We start from the raw sequence: 17,055 nt of genomic DNA, 5'->3' as shown, positions 1-17,055 counted from the left end.
CGCGCCACCGCAAATTACCGCTCGAGGAAGGCATTCAGGGCCTCGCGAACCTCCGGCGAAAACTCGGCCATGAATGCCTCGTACAGTGCTTCAAGACCCTCGTTTGCCGATTCCGGCACACTGAAATCGCTGAACGTTGCCCCCGTGGCCTCAGCGTCCGGCATCAGCGCCGCTGCCGTGGCCGCCTCGATCTCGCGATGCAGGAAAGCAGCCTCCCTTCCCGTCTCCATGACCAGTTCACGATGCTCATCGGACAGGGATTCCAGAAATGTGGGACTGGCCAGGAAAATACCGGCGCCCAGAGTGTGGTTCGAGAAATAGAAGTGCGGCGCGACCTCGTGGAAGTCATAGGTCACGTAAGCGGAAACGAGATTCTCCGCCCCGTCGACAACACCCTGCTGCAGTGCTGAGTAAAGTTCCCCGAAGGCCACCGGTGTCGGCCGGGAGCCGAGGGCACGGAAGAGTTGGATATAGGCTTCGCTGTTGGGAACGCGCATTGTCTTGCCAGACAACGATTGGTCCTCATCCAGCGGCCGACGCATCATGATGCCGCGGAAGCTCGCCTCTGAGAACCCGACGCCAACGAGATTGATCTGCTCCAGCTGGGCGAAAAGGGCTTCTCCCAGCGGACCTTCCAGCAGGTCGGACACCTCCTCCTGTTCGGTCACAAGGAACGGCAGATCAAGCACTGCAAAATCCCGAGAGAAATTGGTGAGATGCGTCGCCGCAACGAAGGCCATGTTGATGCCACCGGACTGCATGCCCTGGATGAATTCACGCTGCTCGCCCAACTGTCCATTGGGATAGATAGTCACCGTGATCTCGCCATCCGAGCGCTCCTCTATTGTCTCAGCGAACCATTCGATCGCCTCGTGGGAGGGATCGGACGTCGGCGCGGGATGGGCGAAAGTGATATTGGTGGCCTGGGCCTGAAGTACCACGCCGGTGGACAACAGGCCTGCGGTGACAACGGCACGGCGCATGGTGCGGAAGAACTGGCTATCCATGGGACTACCTCCATCGAATCGTCAGAAGAATCGGGACCCACATGAAGCGCTTTGAAACGGTTAAGCTCAGCGCTCCAGGAACTCGGTGATTGCGTCCTGCACAGGAGGCGAGAATTCCGCGATAAAGCCGGCGTACAGTTCTTCCAGCTTTTCATCAATGCCATCAGGCAGCGTGAACTCCGAGAACGTGGCGCCTGCGGCTTCGGCCTCCGGCATGAGCGCAGCCGCAGTCTCTGCCTCGATCTCACGGTGCCTGAAAGCAGCCTCTCGTCCCGTTTCCAGCACCAGTTGCCGGTGCTCGTCGGACAGGCCATCCACGAAAGCAGGGCTGGCAAGAAAGATGCCCGCGCCAAGCGTGTGATTGGAGAAATAGAAATGCGGGGCCACCTCGTGGAAGTCGTACGTCACGTAGGCTGACACCAGGGTCTCTGCACCATCGACCACACCCTGCTGCAAGGCGGAATAGAGCTCACCAAAGGCGAGTGGTGTGGGCCGCGCGTCAAGGCTGCGAAACAGTTGAATATAGGCATCACTGTTAGGCACGCGCATGGTCTGGCCCGCCAGCGAATGATTGGCGTCAAGCGGACGCCGCATCATGACGCCGCGAAAGCTGGCTTCCGAGAAGCCAACTCCAACGAGGTTGATTTCCTCAAGTTGCTCGAAGAGCGCCTCGCCAACGGGGCCTTCAAGCAGCCCCGGTACATCGGCTTGATCGGTCACCAGGAATGGCAGGTCGAGCACCGCAAAGTCCTGAGAAAAGTTGGTCAGGTGAGTCGCGGCAACGAAGGCCATATTGATGCCACCGGACTGCATGCTCTGTATGAACTCGCGCTGCTCACCAAGCTGACCGTTGGGATAGATTGTGACCGTTATCTCTCCATCCGACCGCTCGTGGATGGCCTCGGCAAACCACTCGATTGCCTGATGGGCAGGGTCAGAGGTGGGCGCGGGATGCGCGAAGGTGATTCGCATCGCCTGTGCCGGCATTGCGAAGCAGACGAGAAAGACAGCGGTGAACATGATAAGCGGCAAGTGCTTCGACATCGTTCCCTGCGCCATGGCCAAAACCCCGGTTACCAGAATGTATCTGCAGTAATGCAAGCAAGATGCCATGCAAATCCAGGTCGCATAAAACCCGTCCGGGTGCCTTGCCCTTCGCCATCTGCGTGGGTATCCCGACCTCCTGCTTCCGCTCTCACCAAGTCGAAAAGCGCACCGCAAAGGCGCGCAGTCATGGACTAGCGCCTCTCATCGGTGCACAGCTGAGCACGGCAATTCGGTGTGGAGGGATCGATTGAGTCGACTAAAACCGGCTCGCCCTGCAGGGCGAGCCGGTAGCTCCATGACATGGCAATGAGAGAGGAAGAAAGTTGGTCAGGCGAAGCGATCTGCGATTTCGAGTATGTCGCTGTTCCGTCGTTGCGATGCACCGAGGATCGCCCGCGCTTCCTCAAGCACAGCGGCCTCGTCCACGCCAACGACCCCGTCCTCATCCAGTACGACGCGGCCGTCAACGATCGCTGTGCGGACGGAGCTGCCCCTCTCACCGAACACGAATTGTTGCTCGGGGGAATTGAGCGGTATCCACCACGGCGCAGACAGATCATAAAGAACCAGATCTGCGCGCTGCCCCGGGGCAATTCTACCGAGTTCCGGCTCCAGCATGGCCTTGGCGCCGCCGACGGTGGCCATATCGATGACCTGCTCAACCGTGGTCCAGCGACCGCGGTCGGCCTCACCAGCTCGATGGAGCATCGCTGTAAGCTGCATCGCTTCCTGCAGAATCAGATTATCGTTCGTGATGACGCCATCGGTACCGAGCGCACAGACCACGCCGTTAGCGAGCAGGTCCGGGACAGGCGGTATGCCGGAGCCGATTTTCAGGTTACTTTCCGGATTCAGAACGGCAATCGCGCCGCGGGCTCCCATCAGCGCCATATCATTCACGGTCACCCAATTGCAGTGGGCGCAGCTCCAACGCTGATCCATACAGCCGAGATCCACCAGGTGCTCGACCACTGAACGGCCATAGAGTCGCCTGGCAATGTCGACCTGTGCTTGCGTCTCGAGAAGATGGCAATGCACACCACCATCGTGTGCCTGCGCTAACTCCTGACATGCGACAAGCAGCGCGTCCGAACAGCGAACAGGGTTGGATGGAGCCGTGAACACACGTATGCGGTCCTGGTGCCGATCAAAACGGGTGATCGACTCACGGCAGACATCCAGAGTCTCTTCGAGTGGACGTGGGCGCAGCGGATTGGACTTGTCGATAGCGGACAGCAGTTCGGGAGTAGCGGCGGATCCCTGGGGCATGATATCCGAGTACTCGCCATCGAATATCCGCAGCGCTACAACAGCGCGCATACCGCAATCCTCATAAGCGCGCACCACAGCCGCCACATCTTCGACACCAAACTGCTGCTCGGGGAAGTGGTCCATCACCGCCGTGGTACCCGAACGCAGCATCTGGAGGCAGCCAAGCAGAGCGCTGGCGTAGATCTCATCCGACGTCCGGCGAGCCGTATTCGCCTGGTTAAGCCACATGACACGCTGGTGGTCCAGGCGGTCAGCGGTGCCGGGTTCCACTTGCATTGGCGAGTGCCAGTGGGCATTCACCAGCCCTGGAGCCAGGAGTTGCCCTCGCCCATTGATCAGTTTCGCTCCTTCCGGGGCGACGAGCCCACGTCCGATGGACGCTATGCGGCCGTCCTGAATCACGACATCCACCGGGCCGCTTATATCACCCGCGCCGATAACGGCATCGATGTCTTTTATGTGAATCGCTTGCTCCTTGGGGGCACCGGTCTGGGAACGCGGGCGAGGTGATGACACCATGTAACAGATCTCCCATTACAGAATTTGCTTGCAGATATGCAAGCAAGATGCCATGGAAAACGGGAGGCTTTCAGATCAGGATGCGCAGGCATTGCCAAGGACAATCTCCGCACACGACGGAAAGACTGTCAGGAGTTTCTGCACCGGAGTGGCGCAGATGGACCGGCTTTGCCCTGAGGCAGGGCACACAGACAGGTTCTTCCCTGTCGTTCAGGGACCCTCAGTCCATCGGGGTCAGCGGGCGGGCGAGGATCAGGGCGTCCTCACGGCGGCCACCGAGGGCCGGATAGTAGCCAGGCCGCTGCCCCACCTCTCCGAAACCGGCAGACTCGTAAAGGCGCAGCGCGCTCCGGTTGGAGGGGCGCACCTCAAGAAAAATGATGTCAGCGCCCAGCCTGGCAGCGCTGTAGAGCCCATGAGCAAGCAACTCGCGCCCCAGACCGCGGCGCTGCATGCCCGGGTGCACACAGAGATTGAGTATATGTGCCTCACCGGCCACCACCGACACGATGAGATGCCCGGCGGTCTGGCCTTCATACTCCAGCAGCCAACAGCCATACCCGACCCGCAGGCAGTCGCGGAACACGGGTTCGGTCCAGGGGAAGCGATAGCCGGCACGCTCCACATTGATCACATCGGAGAGATCCGCCTCGCGCATCCGGCGTATTTCCCAGTTTTCGCTGCGCACTACCGCGTTCACTTCGATTCACTCTCCGTCGCCGATCCCGCGCCAAGCAGGGGAATCAATCGCTTCAGATCCTGCCAGGCTTTGCCCTTGTCGCCGGGCGTTCGCAGCAGATAGGACGGATGATAGCTGACCACCACTGGTATTTCGCTCTCGGGATAATGCCATTGCTGTTGGCGCAACGCCTTCAACGGCTTGTCCGTGCGCAACAGGTACTGGGCTGCGATTCGACCGACAGCAAGTATTACCCGGGGTCTGATCAAGGCGATCTGGCGATCCAGATACGGTGTGCACTGGCTCATTTCCTCGGCCTGGGGGTCGCGATTTCCCGGTGGCCTGCACTTGAGAATATTGGCGATGTAGACCCGCCGCCCTCGCTCAAGGGTGATTGCCCGCAACATCTGATCCAGCAGCTGGCCGGCCCGCCCAACAAACGGTTCGCCGCGGCGGTCTTCCTCGGCACCCGGCGCTTCACCAATGACCAGCAGATCCGCTCCTCGGTCACCCACACCGAACACGGTCTTGCGGCGGTTCTCGCAGAGACCGCAGCGTTCACAGGCGGCCACCCGGGCTTCCAGATCCGCCCAGTCGAGATGCCGGATATCGGCGTCCTCTGTGGCCCCTTCAGGGCTTGCCGTGCTGGAGTTGACCAGATGGACCGTAGCGTGGATTTCCTGAATGTCCGGCGGATCCGGCAGCGTCGCTTGATGCTGCACCCCATCGTCGCGGCGCTGCCAGACGGGAATCCCCATGCGCTGCAGATAAAGCCGTTTTCGAGCTGCTGTGCTCATTCGTATCAGACGTCGGCAGCCTGGGGATGGGTACGATCGCGGCCCGCGATAATGCGATTCAACGCGTTGACGTAGGCACGGGCAGACGCGATAACGATGTCCGTGTCCGAACCTTGCCCGTTAACCACACGCCCGCCCCGCTCGAGGCGCACCGTGACCTCGCCCTGGGCGTCTGTTCCGGTGGTAATATTGTTCACCGAATAGAGCAGCAACTGGGTTTTCGACTGTACCACCCCATCGATGGCCTTGAACGCGGCATCCACCGCCCCGCTGCCTGCGGCCTCGGACTGCCGCTCCTCGCCATTGAGTTCGAGAGTCACCCTGGCCACAGGGACTTCACCGGTCTCACAACAGACCCGCAACGACACGAAACGCAGCGCCTCCTGCTCCAGCTCCTGGGCGGCTTCGGTCACCAGCGCCTGCAAATCCTCATCGAAGATTTCGTGTTTCTTGTCGGCGAGATCCTTGAAGCGGGCGAAGGCCTCGTTGAGGTGCTGTTCCGACTCGAACTCCACACCCAACTCCTGCAACCGGCTACGAAACGCGTTGCGGCCGGAATGCTTTCCCAACACCATGCGGTTGGTGCTCCAGCCCACATCCTCCGCGCGCATGATCTCGTAGGTTTCCCGGTGCTTCAGAACTCCGTCCTGGTGAATACCGGACTCGTGAGCAAAGGCGTTGGCACCAACAATGGCCTTGTTGGGCTGCACGGCGAAACCAGTGATGTTCGCCACCAGACGGGACGTAGGCACGATCTCACGGGTATCGATCCGGGTCTCCACTGGCAGGGCATCCTGACGCGTACGCACCGCCATGACGATTTCTTCCAGAGCCGCATTACCGGCACGTTCGCCCAGCCCGTTGATGGTGCATTCCACCTGTCGGGCGCCCTGACCGACCGCCGCCAGGGAGTTGGCGACAGCCAACCCGAGATCGTTGTGGCAATGCACTGAAAATACCGCCTTGTCGGCATTGGGAATGCGTTCTCGCAAGCGGGCGATCAAGGCACCGAACTGCTCCGGCACGGCATAACCCACGGTATCCGGTATGTTCACCGTGGTCGCCCCCGCGTCAATGACGGCTTCCAGGACCCGGCAAAGAAAATCCGGATCAGATCGTCCGGCATCTTCCGGGGAAAACTCCACGTCATCACAATACTGTCGAGCCCGTGTCACCGCCCACACTGCCTGCTCCACCACCTGATCCGGTGTCATCTGGAGCTTGCGTTCCATGTGGATCGGTGATGTAGCGATAAAGGTGTGGATCCGGGGCATGACAGCTTCGGCCAGTGCCTCGCCGGCGCGATCGATGTCCTCTCCACGGGCCCGGGCCAGGCCGCACACCCGACTCTCGCGAATTGTTCGGGCCACGGCACGAACGGATTCGAAATCCCCCTTGCTGGCGGCAGGAAACCCCGCCTCGATAACATCAACGCGCAGGCGTTCCAAGGCCCGGGCAATGCGTACCTTTTCTTCCCGGGTCATGGAAGCACCGGGGCTTTGCTCACCATCCCGTAGCGTGGTGTCGAAGATGATCAGTTGGTCGCGGTTGCTCATGGTTGCCTTGCCCTCTGGAAGACCTGCACCTGACCCTTAAGGAGACACTGAATTATTCGAGCGCGAGCGTGCGAATAATTCAGTGTCTCCTTAAAGTTTATCACTCGCCGCCGCTACTGCGCCGGATCGCGGATTCCTGGCGATGACGACGCCGCAGCATGATGGTCAGCACAGGCCCGGAGCTGGCGTAGACCAGAAAGGTCAGGAACAGCACCATGGGCGGATACAACGCCAGGAAGGCCAACCCAAGTACCAGAATCACCATCACAACGAACGGAACCCGGTAACGAAAATCCACTTCCTTGAAGCTGTAATAGCGGAAATTGCTCACCATGAGCAGGCCGGTCACCGCCGTCACGATCAGAGCGAAGACGCGCATTGCATCGCTCTCGAGTCCCAGGTTGTGCCCGAACCAGACCAGACTGGCGATGCCCGCCGCCGCGGCGGGGCTAGGCAGGCCCTGGAAGTACCGTTTGTCGGCCACCCCGGCCTGTGTATTGAAGCGGGCAAGACGCAGTGCCGCACAGGCCGCGAACATGAAGGCGCCGATCCAGCCCAGCTTACCCACAAAGCCGGCCATCTCGCTGAGGTCGCCCAGCGCCCATTGGTACATCACCAGCGCTGGCGCCAGACCAAAACAGACCATGTCGGACAGGCTGTCGTACTGAACACCGAAGTCGCTCTGGGTGTTCGTGAGGCGGGCGACGCGCCCATCCAGCCCGTCCATCACCATGGCGATGAAGATGGCAATGGCCGCCGCAGCGAACTGGAGGTTGATCGCCGAAACGATGGCAAAAAACCCGAAGAACAGGCCAGTAGTGGTCAGGGCGTTGGGCAGCAGGTAGATCCCGCGCCGTTTCCGCCTCGGCGTCTGCGATTCGTCGTCGGTCACGCGGCACACTCCGGATAGAGAAAGGGTTCAGTTCTCAGAGAGCCTAACCGTATCACAGCACTGGCCGCTCACCCGGGGGCAGGTGCACAAAAAAACGCGCCACTGTGAGCAGTGGCGCGTTTCGAACGGACAGGCGCGTATCAGGACATCAGTTGCGGCTTTTATCCACCAACTGCTTCTGCCGAATCCACGGCATCATGTCACGCAGCCGCTCGCCCACCACTTCGATGGAATGCTCCCGGGCCAGACGACGTCGGGCCTTGAGCGTGGGCGCATTGGCCTGGTTCTCAAGAATGAAGTCACGGGCAAACTTGCCGGTCTGCACATCATCGAGAATGGCCTTCATGGCCTTGCGGGACTCGTCGTTGATAACCCGCGGCCCACTGACGAAGTCGCCATACTCGGCGGTGTTGGAGATCGAGTAGCGCATGTTGGCGATACCACCTTCATAGATGAGGTCGACAATGAGCTTGACCTCGTGCAGGCACTCGAAATACGCCATTTCCGGGCTATAGCCGGCTTCAACCAGTGTTTCGAAGCCCGCCTGGATCAGAGACGTGAGGCCACCGCAGAGCACAGCCTGCTCGCCGAACAGATCGGTTTCCGTTTCCTCGCGGAAGGTGGTTTCGATAACGCCGGCGCGACCACCGCCGACCGCTGACGCGTAGGACAGCGCCACATCCTTGGCCTGGCCCGAGCTGTTCTGGTGGATCGCGATGAGACAGGGGACACCGCCGCCTTCGACGTAAGTGGAACGAACCAGGTGGCCCGGACCCTTGGGCGCGATCATCAGCACATCCAGATCAGCCCGGGGTTCGATCTGCCCATAATGGATGTTGAAGCCGTGAGCAAAAGCGATGGCTGCTCCCTGCTTCAGATTGGGCTCGATCTGCTCGCGGTAGATGCGCGCCTGATGCTCATCCGGGGTGAGAATCATCACCAGATCGGCCTGGGCAACTGCCTGCTCCACGCTGGCAACATCGAGGCCAGCCTTGCGAGCCTTCTCTGCCGATGCCGAACCTTCACGCAGCCCGACAACCACGGAACCGCCGGATTCCTTGATGTTGTTCGCATGAGCATGGCCCTGCGAGCCGTAACCGATCACGGCGACCTTGCGCCCCTGGATAATCGACAGGTCGGCGTCTTTATCGTAATAGACTTTCATTCTGACCCCACTCAGAGTTAGGAGGATGTCGCTGGAATTAGACTTTCAGGTGCTTCTCGCCACGCGAAATACCGATAACACCGGAGCGAACCACTTCCAGCAGCGTGTTCTCTCCCAGTGTCTGCAGGAAAGCGTCGAGCTTGCCGCCGGCACCGGTCAATTCGATGGTGTAGATCTTGTCGGTCACATCAAGGATGCGGCCGCGGAAGATGTCACTGAGGCGTTTGATTTCTTCCCGCGCCTCACCGCTACTCGCCGACACCTTAACCAGCATCATTTCTCGCTCGATGTGGGCACCCTCGGTCATGTCCATGACCTTGACCACGTCGAGCAGCTTGTTGAGCTGCTTGATGATCTGTTCGATGATGCGATCGTTGCCAACAGTGACCAGCGTCATTCGTGACAACGTGGGATCATCCGTTGGTGCAACCGTCAGCGACTCGATATTGTACCCACGGGCAGAGAAGAGCCCTGCCACACGGGACAAAGCGCCGAACTCGTTCTCAACGAGAATGGAAATGATATGCCGCATAGAAGTCCAAAGGTCGCTCGAGCCAGTCGGCAAACACCCACGTACCCTGCGTTCGGTGACTCCAGCTCGCTGGGGCTAAGCCGCTCAACAAGCTCGGAAAAGTGCCGTTATCGTTTAGCAAGGGTCGCGAGAAAGGGAGCAAACTACTGAGGAATGGGGATCAGGTCAAGCCTCCAGGGAGGCGCCGAAGTAATCAGGCCGCCGACTCCGGTCCGGAGTGAGGCTGCGCTCGCCTCTGGCATGAATCAACGACAGACAAGGAGTACCGCATGAAATCATTCGGCCTTTGGATCAGCCTTGCTCTGGGTATCGCCATACTCGTGGGTACCCAGGCGCAGTCCCGTGATATCTACCGCTGGGTGGATGCCGACGGCACCGTCAGCTACGGCCAGACGCCGCCACAGGGAGTGGACGCGGAACGCATCCGCAGTTCCTCTGCTCCCCCAACGCCGGCCGAGACGGCATCGGAGGACGCTGACGATGCGCCCATGGAAGCCGAAGGTGGCAACGGCATGCAGTTGTCCGATGAACAGCAGGAAGTTCTCGCGCAAGAGTGCGAGCGCGCGCGGGAGAACCTGGCCGTACTGGAGAACCCGGCAACCCGCCGTATTCAGGCGGGCGAGGACGAGGTGCAGGTCCTGACGGAAGAGCGCCGCGCCGCCCTGGTGGCAGAGAATCGCGAATTCATCGACGAATGGTGTGGGTAGAGCCTTTCCGGATGTCAGTTCGCTGCCAGGCCCGGGCTTGATAGACTACGGCGCGGCAACGCGTTCCGCGCGCTGCCGACACGCTGACCGACCCCATTTCACGGACACGGCATCCAAAACCCGACGCCTTGCCTGACCGTAACTACAGGAATCTCTGATGCGGCTTTCGAATTTCCCGCTTGCCACGACGAAGGAAACCCCGGCCGACGCCGAAATCATCAGCCACCAGCTCATGTTGCGGGCTGGACTGATCCGAAAACTGGCCTCCGGACTCTACACCTGGATGCCGCTAGGGCTGCGGGTGTTGCGCAAGGTCGAGGCTATCGTTCGTGAGGAAATGAATCGAAGCGGGGCGGTCGAGGTTCTCATGCCAGCGGTACAACCGGCAGAGCTGTGGGAGGAATCTGGCCGCTGGCAGCAGTTCGGCCCGGAACTCCTGCGACTCAAGGATCGCCATGAGAGAGACTTCTGCGTGGGCCCCACCCACGAGGAGGTGATCACCGACCTCGCGCGCCGCGAATTGCGCAGCTACAAGCAACTGCCGGTCAACTACTACCAGATCCAGACCAAGTTCCGCGACGAGGTCCGGCCACGTTTCGGGGTCATGCGGGCGCGGGAATTCATCATGAAGGATGCCTACTCCTTTCACCTTGATGATGCCTCGCTGCGCGATACGTATCAGGCCATGTACGACGCCTACACCCGGATCTTCACCCGAACCGGACTGCACTTCCGCGCCGTGCTGGCGGACTCAGGCAGCATCGGTGGACACACCTCTCACGAATTCCACGTCCTGGCCGAATCCGGGGAGGATGCGATTGCGTTTTCCGATGACAGCGACTTCGCAGCGAACGTGGAACTCGCGGAGGCTGTGGCCACGGCAGACGCGGCTCCGCCGGCAGGGGAGCAATTGCGACTGGAAGAGACGCCAGGCGTGCGCACCATCGATGACCTGGTCCGGAAACACGGCGTACCCATCGAGCGCACGATCAAGACGTTGATCGCCCGCCATAGCGACGGTGGGCTGATCGCGCTGATCGTGCGTGGCGACCACACACTGAATCCGCTAAAGGCGGTGAAGCACCCCGCCGTGGCCGACCCGCTGACTCTGGCGGACGAAGCGGATATACGCGCAGCCGTGGGCGCTGGCCCGGGCTCTCTCGGGCCCGTCAATCTGCCTATCCCATGCATCGTCGATCGCAGCGTCGCGGTCATCGCGGATTTCAGCGCCGGCGCCAACGTCGACGACAAGCATTACATGGGCATCAACTGGGGGCGTGATGTGGCGCTCCCGGAAATCGCCGACTTGCGCAATGTGGTGGCCGGTGATCAGAGCCCGGACGGCAACGGACGGCTGTCCATCGCCCGGGGCATCGAAGTGGGCCACGTATTCCAGCTTGGCCGCAAGTACAGCGAGGCAATGGGGGCCACCGTGCTCGACGAAAACGGCAAGACCGTAGCCATGACCATGGGCTGTTATGGCGTAGGGGTCTCACGGGTGGTCGCCGCCGCCATCGAGCAGAATCATGACGAGGCGGGAATTGCCTGGCCGGCACCCATCGCACCCTTCGAGGTCGCCCTGGTTTCGATCAATCTGCAGAAATCCGAAGCTGTGCGCCGCGCCTCGGAAACGCTTTATGAAACACTGCAGGCTGCTGGTATCGATGTCTGTTGGGATGACCGCGACGCACGCCCCGGCGTCAAGTTCGCGGACATGGAACTGGTGGGCATACCGCATCGAATCGCCATCGGCGAGCGGGGGCTGGAGAACGGAGTCGTCGAGTATCGTGCGCGGCGTGGTGATGAAACACGGGAATTACCCATCGAGCCAATCGAAGGAGTGGTGGCATGGCTGAAGGAGCAGCTCGGTCGCTCCTGAGGGCCTGCCGGATCGCCCTGCTGGCGGCCGCGGTGGCGATGTCGCCAGCGGCGGTTGCCCAGGAGCAAACGGTAGACCCACCGCTTCGTGAGGCGTTGATCGAGGCTGTACACAACAGCGAGAGCTTCGATAACCGTTACGTGGCACAGGTATGGCTCGCCGACATGTCCCATCGGCTACGGCGACAGCTACCTGATCCACAGGAGCGCGTCGAACTGCTGACACTGGTTCACCAGGAATCGCGGCTGGCCGAACTCGAACCTGAGCTGGTGCTGGCGGTGATCGAGGTGGAAAGCAATTTCAACCGCTACGCCATCTCCGTTGCCGGCGCTCGCGGGCTCATGCAGATCATGCCGTTCTGGCTGAACGAAATCGGCGCGGACGGCGACAACCTGTTCAACGTCCGCACCAACCTGCGCTTCGGTACCACCATCCTCAGGCATTACCTGGACGTGGAGAACGGCAACCTTACCCGAGCCCTGGCGCGCTACAACGGCAGCCTGGGGCAGACCTGGTATCCGGAGCGCGTATTCAGAGCCCAGGCCGAGCGCTGGTACCCGCACTGATCAGCCGGTCTCCAGGCTACGAACATGGCCGTCATCATCCAGGGCGGGATACGGCAAATTCCGCTCTCGGCAATACCGGGCCAGCTTGGGCTGCATCCATTCGAACAGCAGTCGCTGATAGGTGGCCTCGTCAAGCCGGGGACTGTCATAGAGGCCAGCCTGCTCGCGCTGACGCTGGGCTTCGTAAAGGATCACGGCGGCGGCTACCGAGACATTCAGCGATTCGGTCAGGCCGAGCATCGGGATCGCGATGAAACCGTCGCAGACCGCGCGGGCCTCCGGGTCGAGCCCCTCCTTCTCCCGTCCCAACATGATGGCCACCGAGCGACAGTAATCCTCCTGCCGGAAGTCCCTGGCCTGTGGATCAAGATGTGCGCCGAGGATGCGGTATCCCGCTGCTTTCAGATCAGCCACCCCCTGCTCGATATCCGAACAATGCCGCAGCGGCACGCGCCGCCCCACTCCGGCCGCCGCGGTGCGCTTCACCGCGAGATGCCCGTGAACACCCATGGCATGCACCTCGGGCACGCCCACCGCATCGCAGGTGCGCATGACTGCGGATACGTTATGCTCCTTGTGCACGCCAGCCATGATCACGGTGAGATCAGGTTGGCGACGGTCGAGCACCTGCCGCATACGGGCAAGTCGTTCTGCTGTCATCTTTGCATTCCTCGGAGGCGCCCCGACCAGCCTTGCCGGCCGGGCACCTTGGATTCTGGAGGCACCGACCCATGAAGTTGTTGATCGCCGGCTGCGGCGAACTCGGTATCACGCTCGGCCTGCGCTTGTGCGCCGCCGGTCACACCGTCCATGGCCTGCGCCGGCGGGGGGATCGCATTCCGGCCCCCATACAGCCCATTATCGCCGACCTGGCCGATCCGGCGACATTGACAGCACTCCCGCCATCCGTGGATAGCCTGGTCTACACGGCAACACCCGGCGCCTTCAGCGATTCAGGCTACGAGGCTGCCTACGTGAACGGTCTGCGCAACATTCTGGACGCGCTACCCGACGCCGGCCGTCAGCTGCAACGTGCGATCTTCGTGTCCAGCACATCGGTCTACGGCGATGTAGAAGGTGACTGGGTCACTGAAGATACGCCGACACGACCCACCAGTTTTTCGGGTCGCCGACTTCTGCAGGCCGAAGCGATTGCACTCGGACTTCCCCAGGGCCTCGTGGTGCGATTCGGCGGAATTTATGGCCCCGGGCGGGAGCGCATGCTGCGCAAGGTGCGCAATGCCGAACCGGTATCTGCCGAGCCGCCGCGCTGGACCAATCGCATTCATCGCGACGACTGCGTCGGCGTGCTGGAACACCTGCTGCACTTGCAGAACCCGGAGTCAGTCTATCTCGGTGTGGACGACCACCCCTGCCCAATGCATGAAGTCACGGACTGGCTGGCCACGCAACTGGCGCTACCCAAACCGCCTCGTGGCGACGCCAGTGAAGCAACAGCGCGGGGCGGCAACAAGCGCTGCAGCAATCGACGGCTGAGGGTTAGTGGTTATCGATTCGTTCATCCGGACTTCAGGAGCGGCTACGGCGAGATGCTCAGGCAGGCGTCGACTGACGACGATGCACCGCCGCCAGCATGAGCTCCAGCAGCCCGGCATCAGCGCCCAGATACTCCATCACGTCAATCGAGATGCCTGGGTAACGCTTGGTGGCAATCGCCACTTCCCGGGGAACGTCCTCCGCGACATGGCGGCCGGCGGAGAGAAAGTAGGGCATCACCAGCACCTCGCTCGCGCCGGCCTCAACACAGTGACCAATGACATCGGGAATCGAGGGCTCCGCCAACTCCAGAAAGCCGCAGCGGACGCCGCCAAGTGTGTCCCCTGCCCGCCTTTCGAGCGCCTGCGCCAGCCGGCGCACTTCGTCATTGGAGGCTTCCCGGCGGCTACCGTGGGCGATGAGCGCCAGGTATCGCATCAGGGGCGTCGGGGCGTGTAGAGCCCGCCTTCCTGACGCGAGAACCAGGACGCCAGGTCGCGTTTATCCTGCAGCGACAAACCCTCAACCTGGCCACGCATGATCGCGTTATCGCGCCGGCCGCTCTTGTAGTCCCGCAGTGACTGGAGAAGATATTCGGCGTACTGGCCTCTGATCTCAGGCCACTCGCGATTTCCCCTGATCGCATCGGCGGAGTGGCATTGCAGGCACTGTGCCTCGGCCAGCTCAGCACCCCGGGTCGGGTCGCCGCGATCAACTGCCTGGGCGGCGGCGCTGGCGCCCAACGCGATAGCCGCCGATAAAGTGATCGAAAACAGTCTGCTCATGTCTGTCTAGGTCCCGTTAGCGTTCCTGGGCGAAAAAGGCGGAAATGTTGCGCATTTCCTCGTCCGACAGATGCCGTGCCTGCGCCTGCATGGTGCGATGCGAGCGGCTACCATCACGATAGGCACGCAAGGAGTTGTACAGGTACTCCGCACTCTGGCCGCCGATCTTCGGCACGCGGTAACTCGGATAGGCGTTTCGCAAGCCCTCAACCGCATGGCAGCCGAGACAGGTGTTGGCAAGCCGTTCCCCGGCGATGATGTCGGCATCACTGAAATCGGCCTTGGCGACGCCCACTCCGCCCAGCCCGATGGCCAGCGCAGCGATGAGCAGATTCTTGACTCTCATGAGACCTCTCTTGACCAACTAAACGGGCGGCAGTCCCGAACGGATAGGAAAACCGGGCATATGTTTCCACGGATAGCCCATGGGGTAAAGTCCAACTCCGGGCTCACAGGATTCTGAATCCGCTTGGGGGCACTTCCTGCATGACGGTTTGCTCCACTGCCTCGACCCGGGCCCTGGGCGTCCCCTGCCAAAGCCAGACAACCAGTTGCTCAAGGGCGTCATCGGGCCCGGCTGCAAGCACTTCAACCCGGCCATCGGGCAGATTGCGAGCATGGCCCTGAAGTCCAAGCGCCTCGGCCTGCTCCCGAGCCCCTGCCCGGAACCAGACGCCCTGCACGCGACCCGAAACAATGCAGCGAACGCAAGATGTGTGCATCAACCCCTCCTTTCACGAGGAACAGGAGTCTCGGTAGACACCGGCGTCGGTCCGGACGTATCGGCAACATCGCGGCGGGTGAAGACGTCCTTCAATGGGCAGGCCAGTGCACCCTCGACACCCTGCATTGCTTCGTGCATCCGTTCTCCCAGGGCCCTGTTCCAGGGATCACGGTCGCGCAGCGCATCGGGCAACTCAGCCAGGGAAAACGGATGCTGCCGGTAGAGATCAAGCAGTGTGAAGTGTTCCGGATCCCTGGCCATCATCCAGCGATTGTCCGCCGTTCGCCGAACCAGTCGCGCGCGCTCGAGAATACTCAGAGCTTCCTGGATGGCATTGTCTCCGGCGTCCGGCTCAAGGCGCAGGAGATCCTTTCGACCCAGCGCCCTGCCATCCTGCTGTGCGCGCCAGAAATCTCCCAGCAGACGCACGGCCAGCACCAGCGCCAGCCGGGGATCGCTCAGCGAGCCGGTCCGGCCCCGCCGGTACCCACCAACGGCCTGGGTGAACTCCGCGCCGAGCAGCACCACCACCCAGGATACATAGATCCAGATCAGGAAGATCGGCAGAGTCGCCAGCGCACCGTAGATCGCCTGGTAGGTGGGAACATTGGTGACAAACAGGGTGAAGCCCCGTTTCGCCAGCTCGAACAGCAAGGCCGCGAACAATGCACCCAGCACGGCATGCCAGATGGGCACCCGACGATTCGGTACCGCGCAATAGAGGAAGGTGAACGCCAGCACAAGGGCGACCACCGGCGTGGCCTGCAGGACGTATTGGCCGACAGCTCCCGTATCCACTGCATCGGTGAACTCGGTCAGGGCCACAACATACGAGGTGGCAGCGAGACTGATGGCCACCAGAAACGGCCCAACCGTGATGACCGTCCAGTAGACCATGAAACTCTGCACCGGCCGTCGACGCTGCTCGACGCGCCAGATTCTGTTCAATGCGCGATCGATGGCGCCCATCATCAGCACAGCAGAAACCGTGATGCCGATAATACCGGCCAGGGTCAGGCCTGCCGCGCGACTGGCGAACTGCTGGATATAGTCCTGGACCACTTCGCCGGTGGCCGGCACAAGATTGTCGAAGAGGAAGGCCTGGAGCCGATCATGCAGGTCGGCAAAAACCGGGAATGCCGTCAGCACCGAAAAGCTCACAGCCATGAGGGGGACGAGCGAGAGCAAGGTCGTATACGACAGCGTGGCGGCGCTGTTCAGGCAGTCATCGCGGACGAAGCGGCGGGCTAGGTAGACCCAGAACTCCATGAGTTCCCGCAACCCCGCGCGGCCCTGCTCGAGTATGGCGCCTCGATCCAGTTGCATCGCTCTTCACCGCCTCCGATCGCGCCGCCGGGTCAGCTCCACCCTCACCTGCAAGTTATCAACCGGGCCAGACCTGCGTAAAATCGCGACTCGGGTTGGCGCGGT

Annotated in this window: 20 protein-coding genes; 5 read left to right on the top strand and 15 right to left on the bottom strand. The window is 61.5% G+C overall.

The genetic code is table 11. The features are described 5' to 3' along the window. Nucleotides 1–14: 14 nt before the first annotated feature. The 3 genes from J2T57_RS10530 to J2T57_RS10520 form a co-directional block, all read right to left on the bottom strand. Complete coding sequence (locus J2T57_RS10530; RefSeq protein WP_253477706.1) at nucleotides 15–1,007, bottom strand: TRAP transporter substrate-binding protein; 993 nt, start codon at nucleotides 1,005–1,007, stop codon at nucleotides 15–17. A gap of 66 nt (nucleotides 1,008–1,073) precedes the next feature. Further along, on the bottom strand, nucleotides 1,074–2,066 hold the full coding sequence (locus J2T57_RS10525; protein ID WP_253477704.1) for a TRAP transporter substrate-binding protein: 993 nt from the start codon (nucleotides 2,064–2,066) through the stop codon (nucleotides 1,074–1,076). A gap of 315 nt (nucleotides 2,067–2,381) precedes the next feature. Next, complete coding sequence (locus J2T57_RS10520; RefSeq protein WP_253477701.1) at nucleotides 2,382–3,602, bottom strand: amidohydrolase family protein; 1,221 nt, start codon at nucleotides 3,600–3,602, stop codon at nucleotides 2,382–2,384. Nucleotides 3,603–3,614: 12 nt separating this feature from the next. Between J2T57_RS10520 and J2T57_RS10515 the strand changes: the two genes are divergently transcribed. Beyond that, nucleotides 3,615–3,836, top strand: coding sequence for a hypothetical protein (locus J2T57_RS10515; RefSeq protein WP_253477697.1), 222 nt, complete (start codon nucleotides 3,615–3,617; stop codon nucleotides 3,834–3,836). Nucleotides 3,837–4,065: 229 nt separating this feature from the next. Here J2T57_RS10515 and rimI read toward each other — a convergent pair whose 3' ends face one another. From rimI to ilvN, 6 genes are all read right to left on the bottom strand, one after another. After that, nucleotides 4,066–4,545 (bottom strand): ribosomal protein S18-alanine N-acetyltransferase, encoded by a 480-nt coding sequence (gene rimI, locus J2T57_RS10510; protein WP_253477694.1) that lies wholly within the window; start codon nucleotides 4,543–4,545, stop codon nucleotides 4,066–4,068. Next, complete coding sequence (locus J2T57_RS10505) at nucleotides 4,542–5,321, bottom strand: uracil-DNA glycosylase (RefSeq protein WP_253477691.1); 780 nt, start codon at nucleotides 5,319–5,321, stop codon at nucleotides 4,542–4,544. The genes rimI and J2T57_RS10505 overlap by 4 nt, the downstream gene beginning before the upstream one ends. Before the next feature lie 5 nt (nucleotides 5,322–5,326). Next, nucleotides 5,327–6,877: a 2-isopropylmalate synthase gene (locus J2T57_RS10500; protein WP_253477688.1), complete on the bottom strand. Its 1,551-nt coding sequence runs from the start codon at nucleotides 6,875–6,877 to the stop codon at nucleotides 5,327–5,329. Between the two features lie 100 nt (nucleotides 6,878–6,977). Continuing rightward, nucleotides 6,978–7,769: a CDP-diacylglycerol--serine O-phosphatidyltransferase gene (gene pssA / locus J2T57_RS10495; RefSeq protein ID WP_253477685.1), complete on the bottom strand. Its 792-nt coding sequence runs from the start codon at nucleotides 7,767–7,769 to the stop codon at nucleotides 6,978–6,980. A 148-nt stretch (nucleotides 7,770–7,917) separates the two neighbouring features. After that, entirely contained in the window at nucleotides 7,918–8,934 is a 1,017-nt protein-coding gene (gene ilvC / locus J2T57_RS10490) for a ketol-acid reductoisomerase (protein WP_253477682.1), read from the bottom strand. A 37-nt stretch (nucleotides 8,935–8,971) separates the two neighbouring features. Continuing rightward, nucleotides 8,972–9,466, bottom strand: coding sequence for an acetolactate synthase small subunit (gene ilvN, locus J2T57_RS10485; protein ID WP_253477679.1), 495 nt, complete (start codon nucleotides 9,464–9,466; stop codon nucleotides 8,972–8,974). 269 nt (nucleotides 9,467–9,735) lie between these two features. On the opposite strand from ilvN, the gene J2T57_RS10480 reads away from it, so the two are divergent. From J2T57_RS10480 to J2T57_RS10470, 3 genes are all read left to right on the top strand, one after another. After that, nucleotides 9,736–10,173, top strand: coding sequence for a DUF4124 domain-containing protein (locus J2T57_RS10480; protein WP_253477676.1), 438 nt, complete (start codon nucleotides 9,736–9,738; stop codon nucleotides 10,171–10,173). A gap of 157 nt (nucleotides 10,174–10,330) precedes the next feature. Then, complete coding sequence (locus J2T57_RS10475; RefSeq protein ID WP_253477673.1) at nucleotides 10,331–12,052, top strand: proline--tRNA ligase; 1,722 nt, start codon at nucleotides 10,331–10,333, stop codon at nucleotides 12,050–12,052. Continuing rightward, the gene (locus J2T57_RS10470) at nucleotides 12,022–12,618 is read left to right on the top strand and encodes a lytic transglycosylase domain-containing protein (RefSeq protein ID WP_253477670.1); all 597 of its coding nucleotides are present in this window, start codon (nucleotides 12,022–12,024) and stop codon (nucleotides 12,616–12,618) included. Before J2T57_RS10475 ends, J2T57_RS10470 begins: the two co-directional genes overlap by 31 nt. Here J2T57_RS10470 and trmH read toward each other — a convergent pair whose 3' ends face one another. Then, nucleotides 12,619–13,278, bottom strand: coding sequence for a tRNA (guanosine(18)-2'-O)-methyltransferase TrmH (gene trmH / locus J2T57_RS10465; protein WP_253477668.1), 660 nt, complete (start codon nucleotides 13,276–13,278; stop codon nucleotides 12,619–12,621). 71 nt (nucleotides 13,279–13,349) lie between these two features. Here trmH and J2T57_RS10460 point away from each other — a divergent pair, with 71 nt between their 5' ends. After that, nucleotides 13,350–14,216: an SDR family oxidoreductase gene (locus J2T57_RS10460; RefSeq protein WP_253477665.1), complete on the top strand. Its 867-nt coding sequence runs from the start codon at nucleotides 13,350–13,352 to the stop codon at nucleotides 14,214–14,216. On the opposite strand, the gene J2T57_RS10455 is transcribed toward J2T57_RS10460, so the two are convergent. From J2T57_RS10455 to J2T57_RS10435, 5 genes are all read right to left on the bottom strand, one after another. Next, a complete protein-coding gene (locus J2T57_RS10455) occupies nucleotides 14,173–14,553 on the bottom strand; it encodes a sirohydrochlorin chelatase (RefSeq protein ID WP_253477663.1) in 381 nt (126 codons plus the stop codon). The two genes, J2T57_RS10460 and J2T57_RS10455, sit on opposite strands and share 44 nt — an antisense overlap. Continuing rightward, entirely contained in the window at nucleotides 14,553–14,900 is a 348-nt protein-coding gene (locus J2T57_RS10450; protein WP_253477660.1) for a c-type cytochrome, read from the bottom strand. Before J2T57_RS10450 ends, J2T57_RS10455 begins: the two co-directional genes overlap by 1 nt. Nucleotides 14,901–14,916: 16 nt before the next feature. Continuing rightward, on the bottom strand, nucleotides 14,917–15,246 hold the full coding sequence (locus tag J2T57_RS10445) for a c-type cytochrome (RefSeq protein ID WP_253477657.1): 330 nt from the start codon (nucleotides 15,244–15,246) through the stop codon (nucleotides 14,917–14,919). A 103-nt stretch (nucleotides 15,247–15,349) separates the two neighbouring features. Continuing rightward, complete coding sequence (locus J2T57_RS10440; RefSeq protein WP_253477654.1) at nucleotides 15,350–15,622, bottom strand: acylphosphatase; 273 nt, start codon at nucleotides 15,620–15,622, stop codon at nucleotides 15,350–15,352. Next, the gene (locus tag J2T57_RS10435; RefSeq protein ID WP_253477651.1) at nucleotides 15,622–16,950 is read right to left on the bottom strand and encodes a virulence factor BrkB family protein; all 1,329 of its coding nucleotides are present in this window, start codon (nucleotides 16,948–16,950) and stop codon (nucleotides 15,622–15,624) included. Before J2T57_RS10435 ends, J2T57_RS10440 begins: the two co-directional genes overlap by 1 nt. Nucleotides 16,951–17,055: the final 105 nt, after the last annotated feature.

The organism is Natronocella acetinitrilica, assembly GCF_024170285.1.
Lineage (GTDB): Bacteria > Pseudomonadota > Gammaproteobacteria > Nitrococcales > Aquisalimonadaceae > Natronocella > Natronocella acetinitrilica.
This window is presented reverse-complemented; position numbering and strand designations above follow the sequence as displayed.

Coding starts and splice junctions, on each gene's coding strand:
- J2T57_RS10520 (WP_253477701.1), bottom strand. CDS start 3,602: ATGCAAGTGGAACCCGGCACCGCTGACCGCCTGGACCACCAGCGTGTC.
- J2T57_RS10440 (WP_253477654.1), bottom strand. CDS start 15,622: ATGCACACATCTTGCGTTCGCTGCATTGTTTCGGGTCGCGTGCAGGGC.
- J2T57_RS10505 (WP_253477691.1), bottom strand. CDS start 5,321: ATGAGCACAGCAGCTCGAAAACGGCTTTATCTGCAGCGCATGGGGATT.
- J2T57_RS10530 (WP_253477706.1), bottom strand. CDS start 1,007: ATGGATAGCCAGTTCTTCCGCACCATGCGCCGTGCCGTTGTCACCGCA.
- J2T57_RS10455 (WP_253477663.1), bottom strand. CDS start 14,553: ATGCGATACCTGGCGCTCATCGCCCACGGTAGCCGCCGGGAAGCCTCC.
- J2T57_RS10450 (WP_253477660.1), bottom strand. CDS start 14,900: ATGAGCAGACTGTTTTCGATCACTTTATCGGCGGCTATCGCGTTGGGC.
- ilvC (WP_253477682.1), bottom strand. CDS start 8,934: ATGAAAGTCTATTACGATAAAGACGCCGACCTGTCGATTATCCAGGGG.
- J2T57_RS10445 (WP_253477657.1), bottom strand. CDS start 15,246: ATGAGAGTCAAGAATCTGCTCATCGCTGCGCTGGCCATCGGGCTGGGC.
- J2T57_RS10475 (WP_253477673.1), top strand. CDS start 10,331: ATGCGGCTTTCGAATTTCCCGCTTGCCACGACGAAGGAAACCCCGGCC.
- J2T57_RS10435 (WP_253477651.1), bottom strand. CDS start 16,950: ATGCAACTGGATCGAGGCGCCATACTCGAGCAGGGCCGCGCGGGGTTG.
- J2T57_RS10525 (WP_253477704.1), bottom strand. CDS start 2,066: ATGGCGCAGGGAACGATGTCGAAGCACTTGCCGCTTATCATGTTCACC.
- J2T57_RS10500 (WP_253477688.1), bottom strand. CDS start 6,877: ATGAGCAACCGCGACCAACTGATCATCTTCGACACCACGCTACGGGAT.
- ilvN (WP_253477679.1), bottom strand. CDS start 9,466: ATGCGGCATATCATTTCCATTCTCGTTGAGAACGAGTTCGGCGCTTTG.
- J2T57_RS10470 (WP_253477670.1), top strand. CDS start 12,022: ATGGCTGAAGGAGCAGCTCGGTCGCTCCTGAGGGCCTGCCGGATCGCC.
- trmH (WP_253477668.1), bottom strand. CDS start 13,278: ATGACAGCAGAACGACTTGCCCGTATGCGGCAGGTGCTCGACCGTCGC.
- J2T57_RS10480 (WP_253477676.1), top strand. CDS start 9,736: ATGAAATCATTCGGCCTTTGGATCAGCCTTGCTCTGGGTATCGCCATA.
- J2T57_RS10460 (WP_253477665.1), top strand. CDS start 13,350: ATGAAGTTGTTGATCGCCGGCTGCGGCGAACTCGGTATCACGCTCGGC.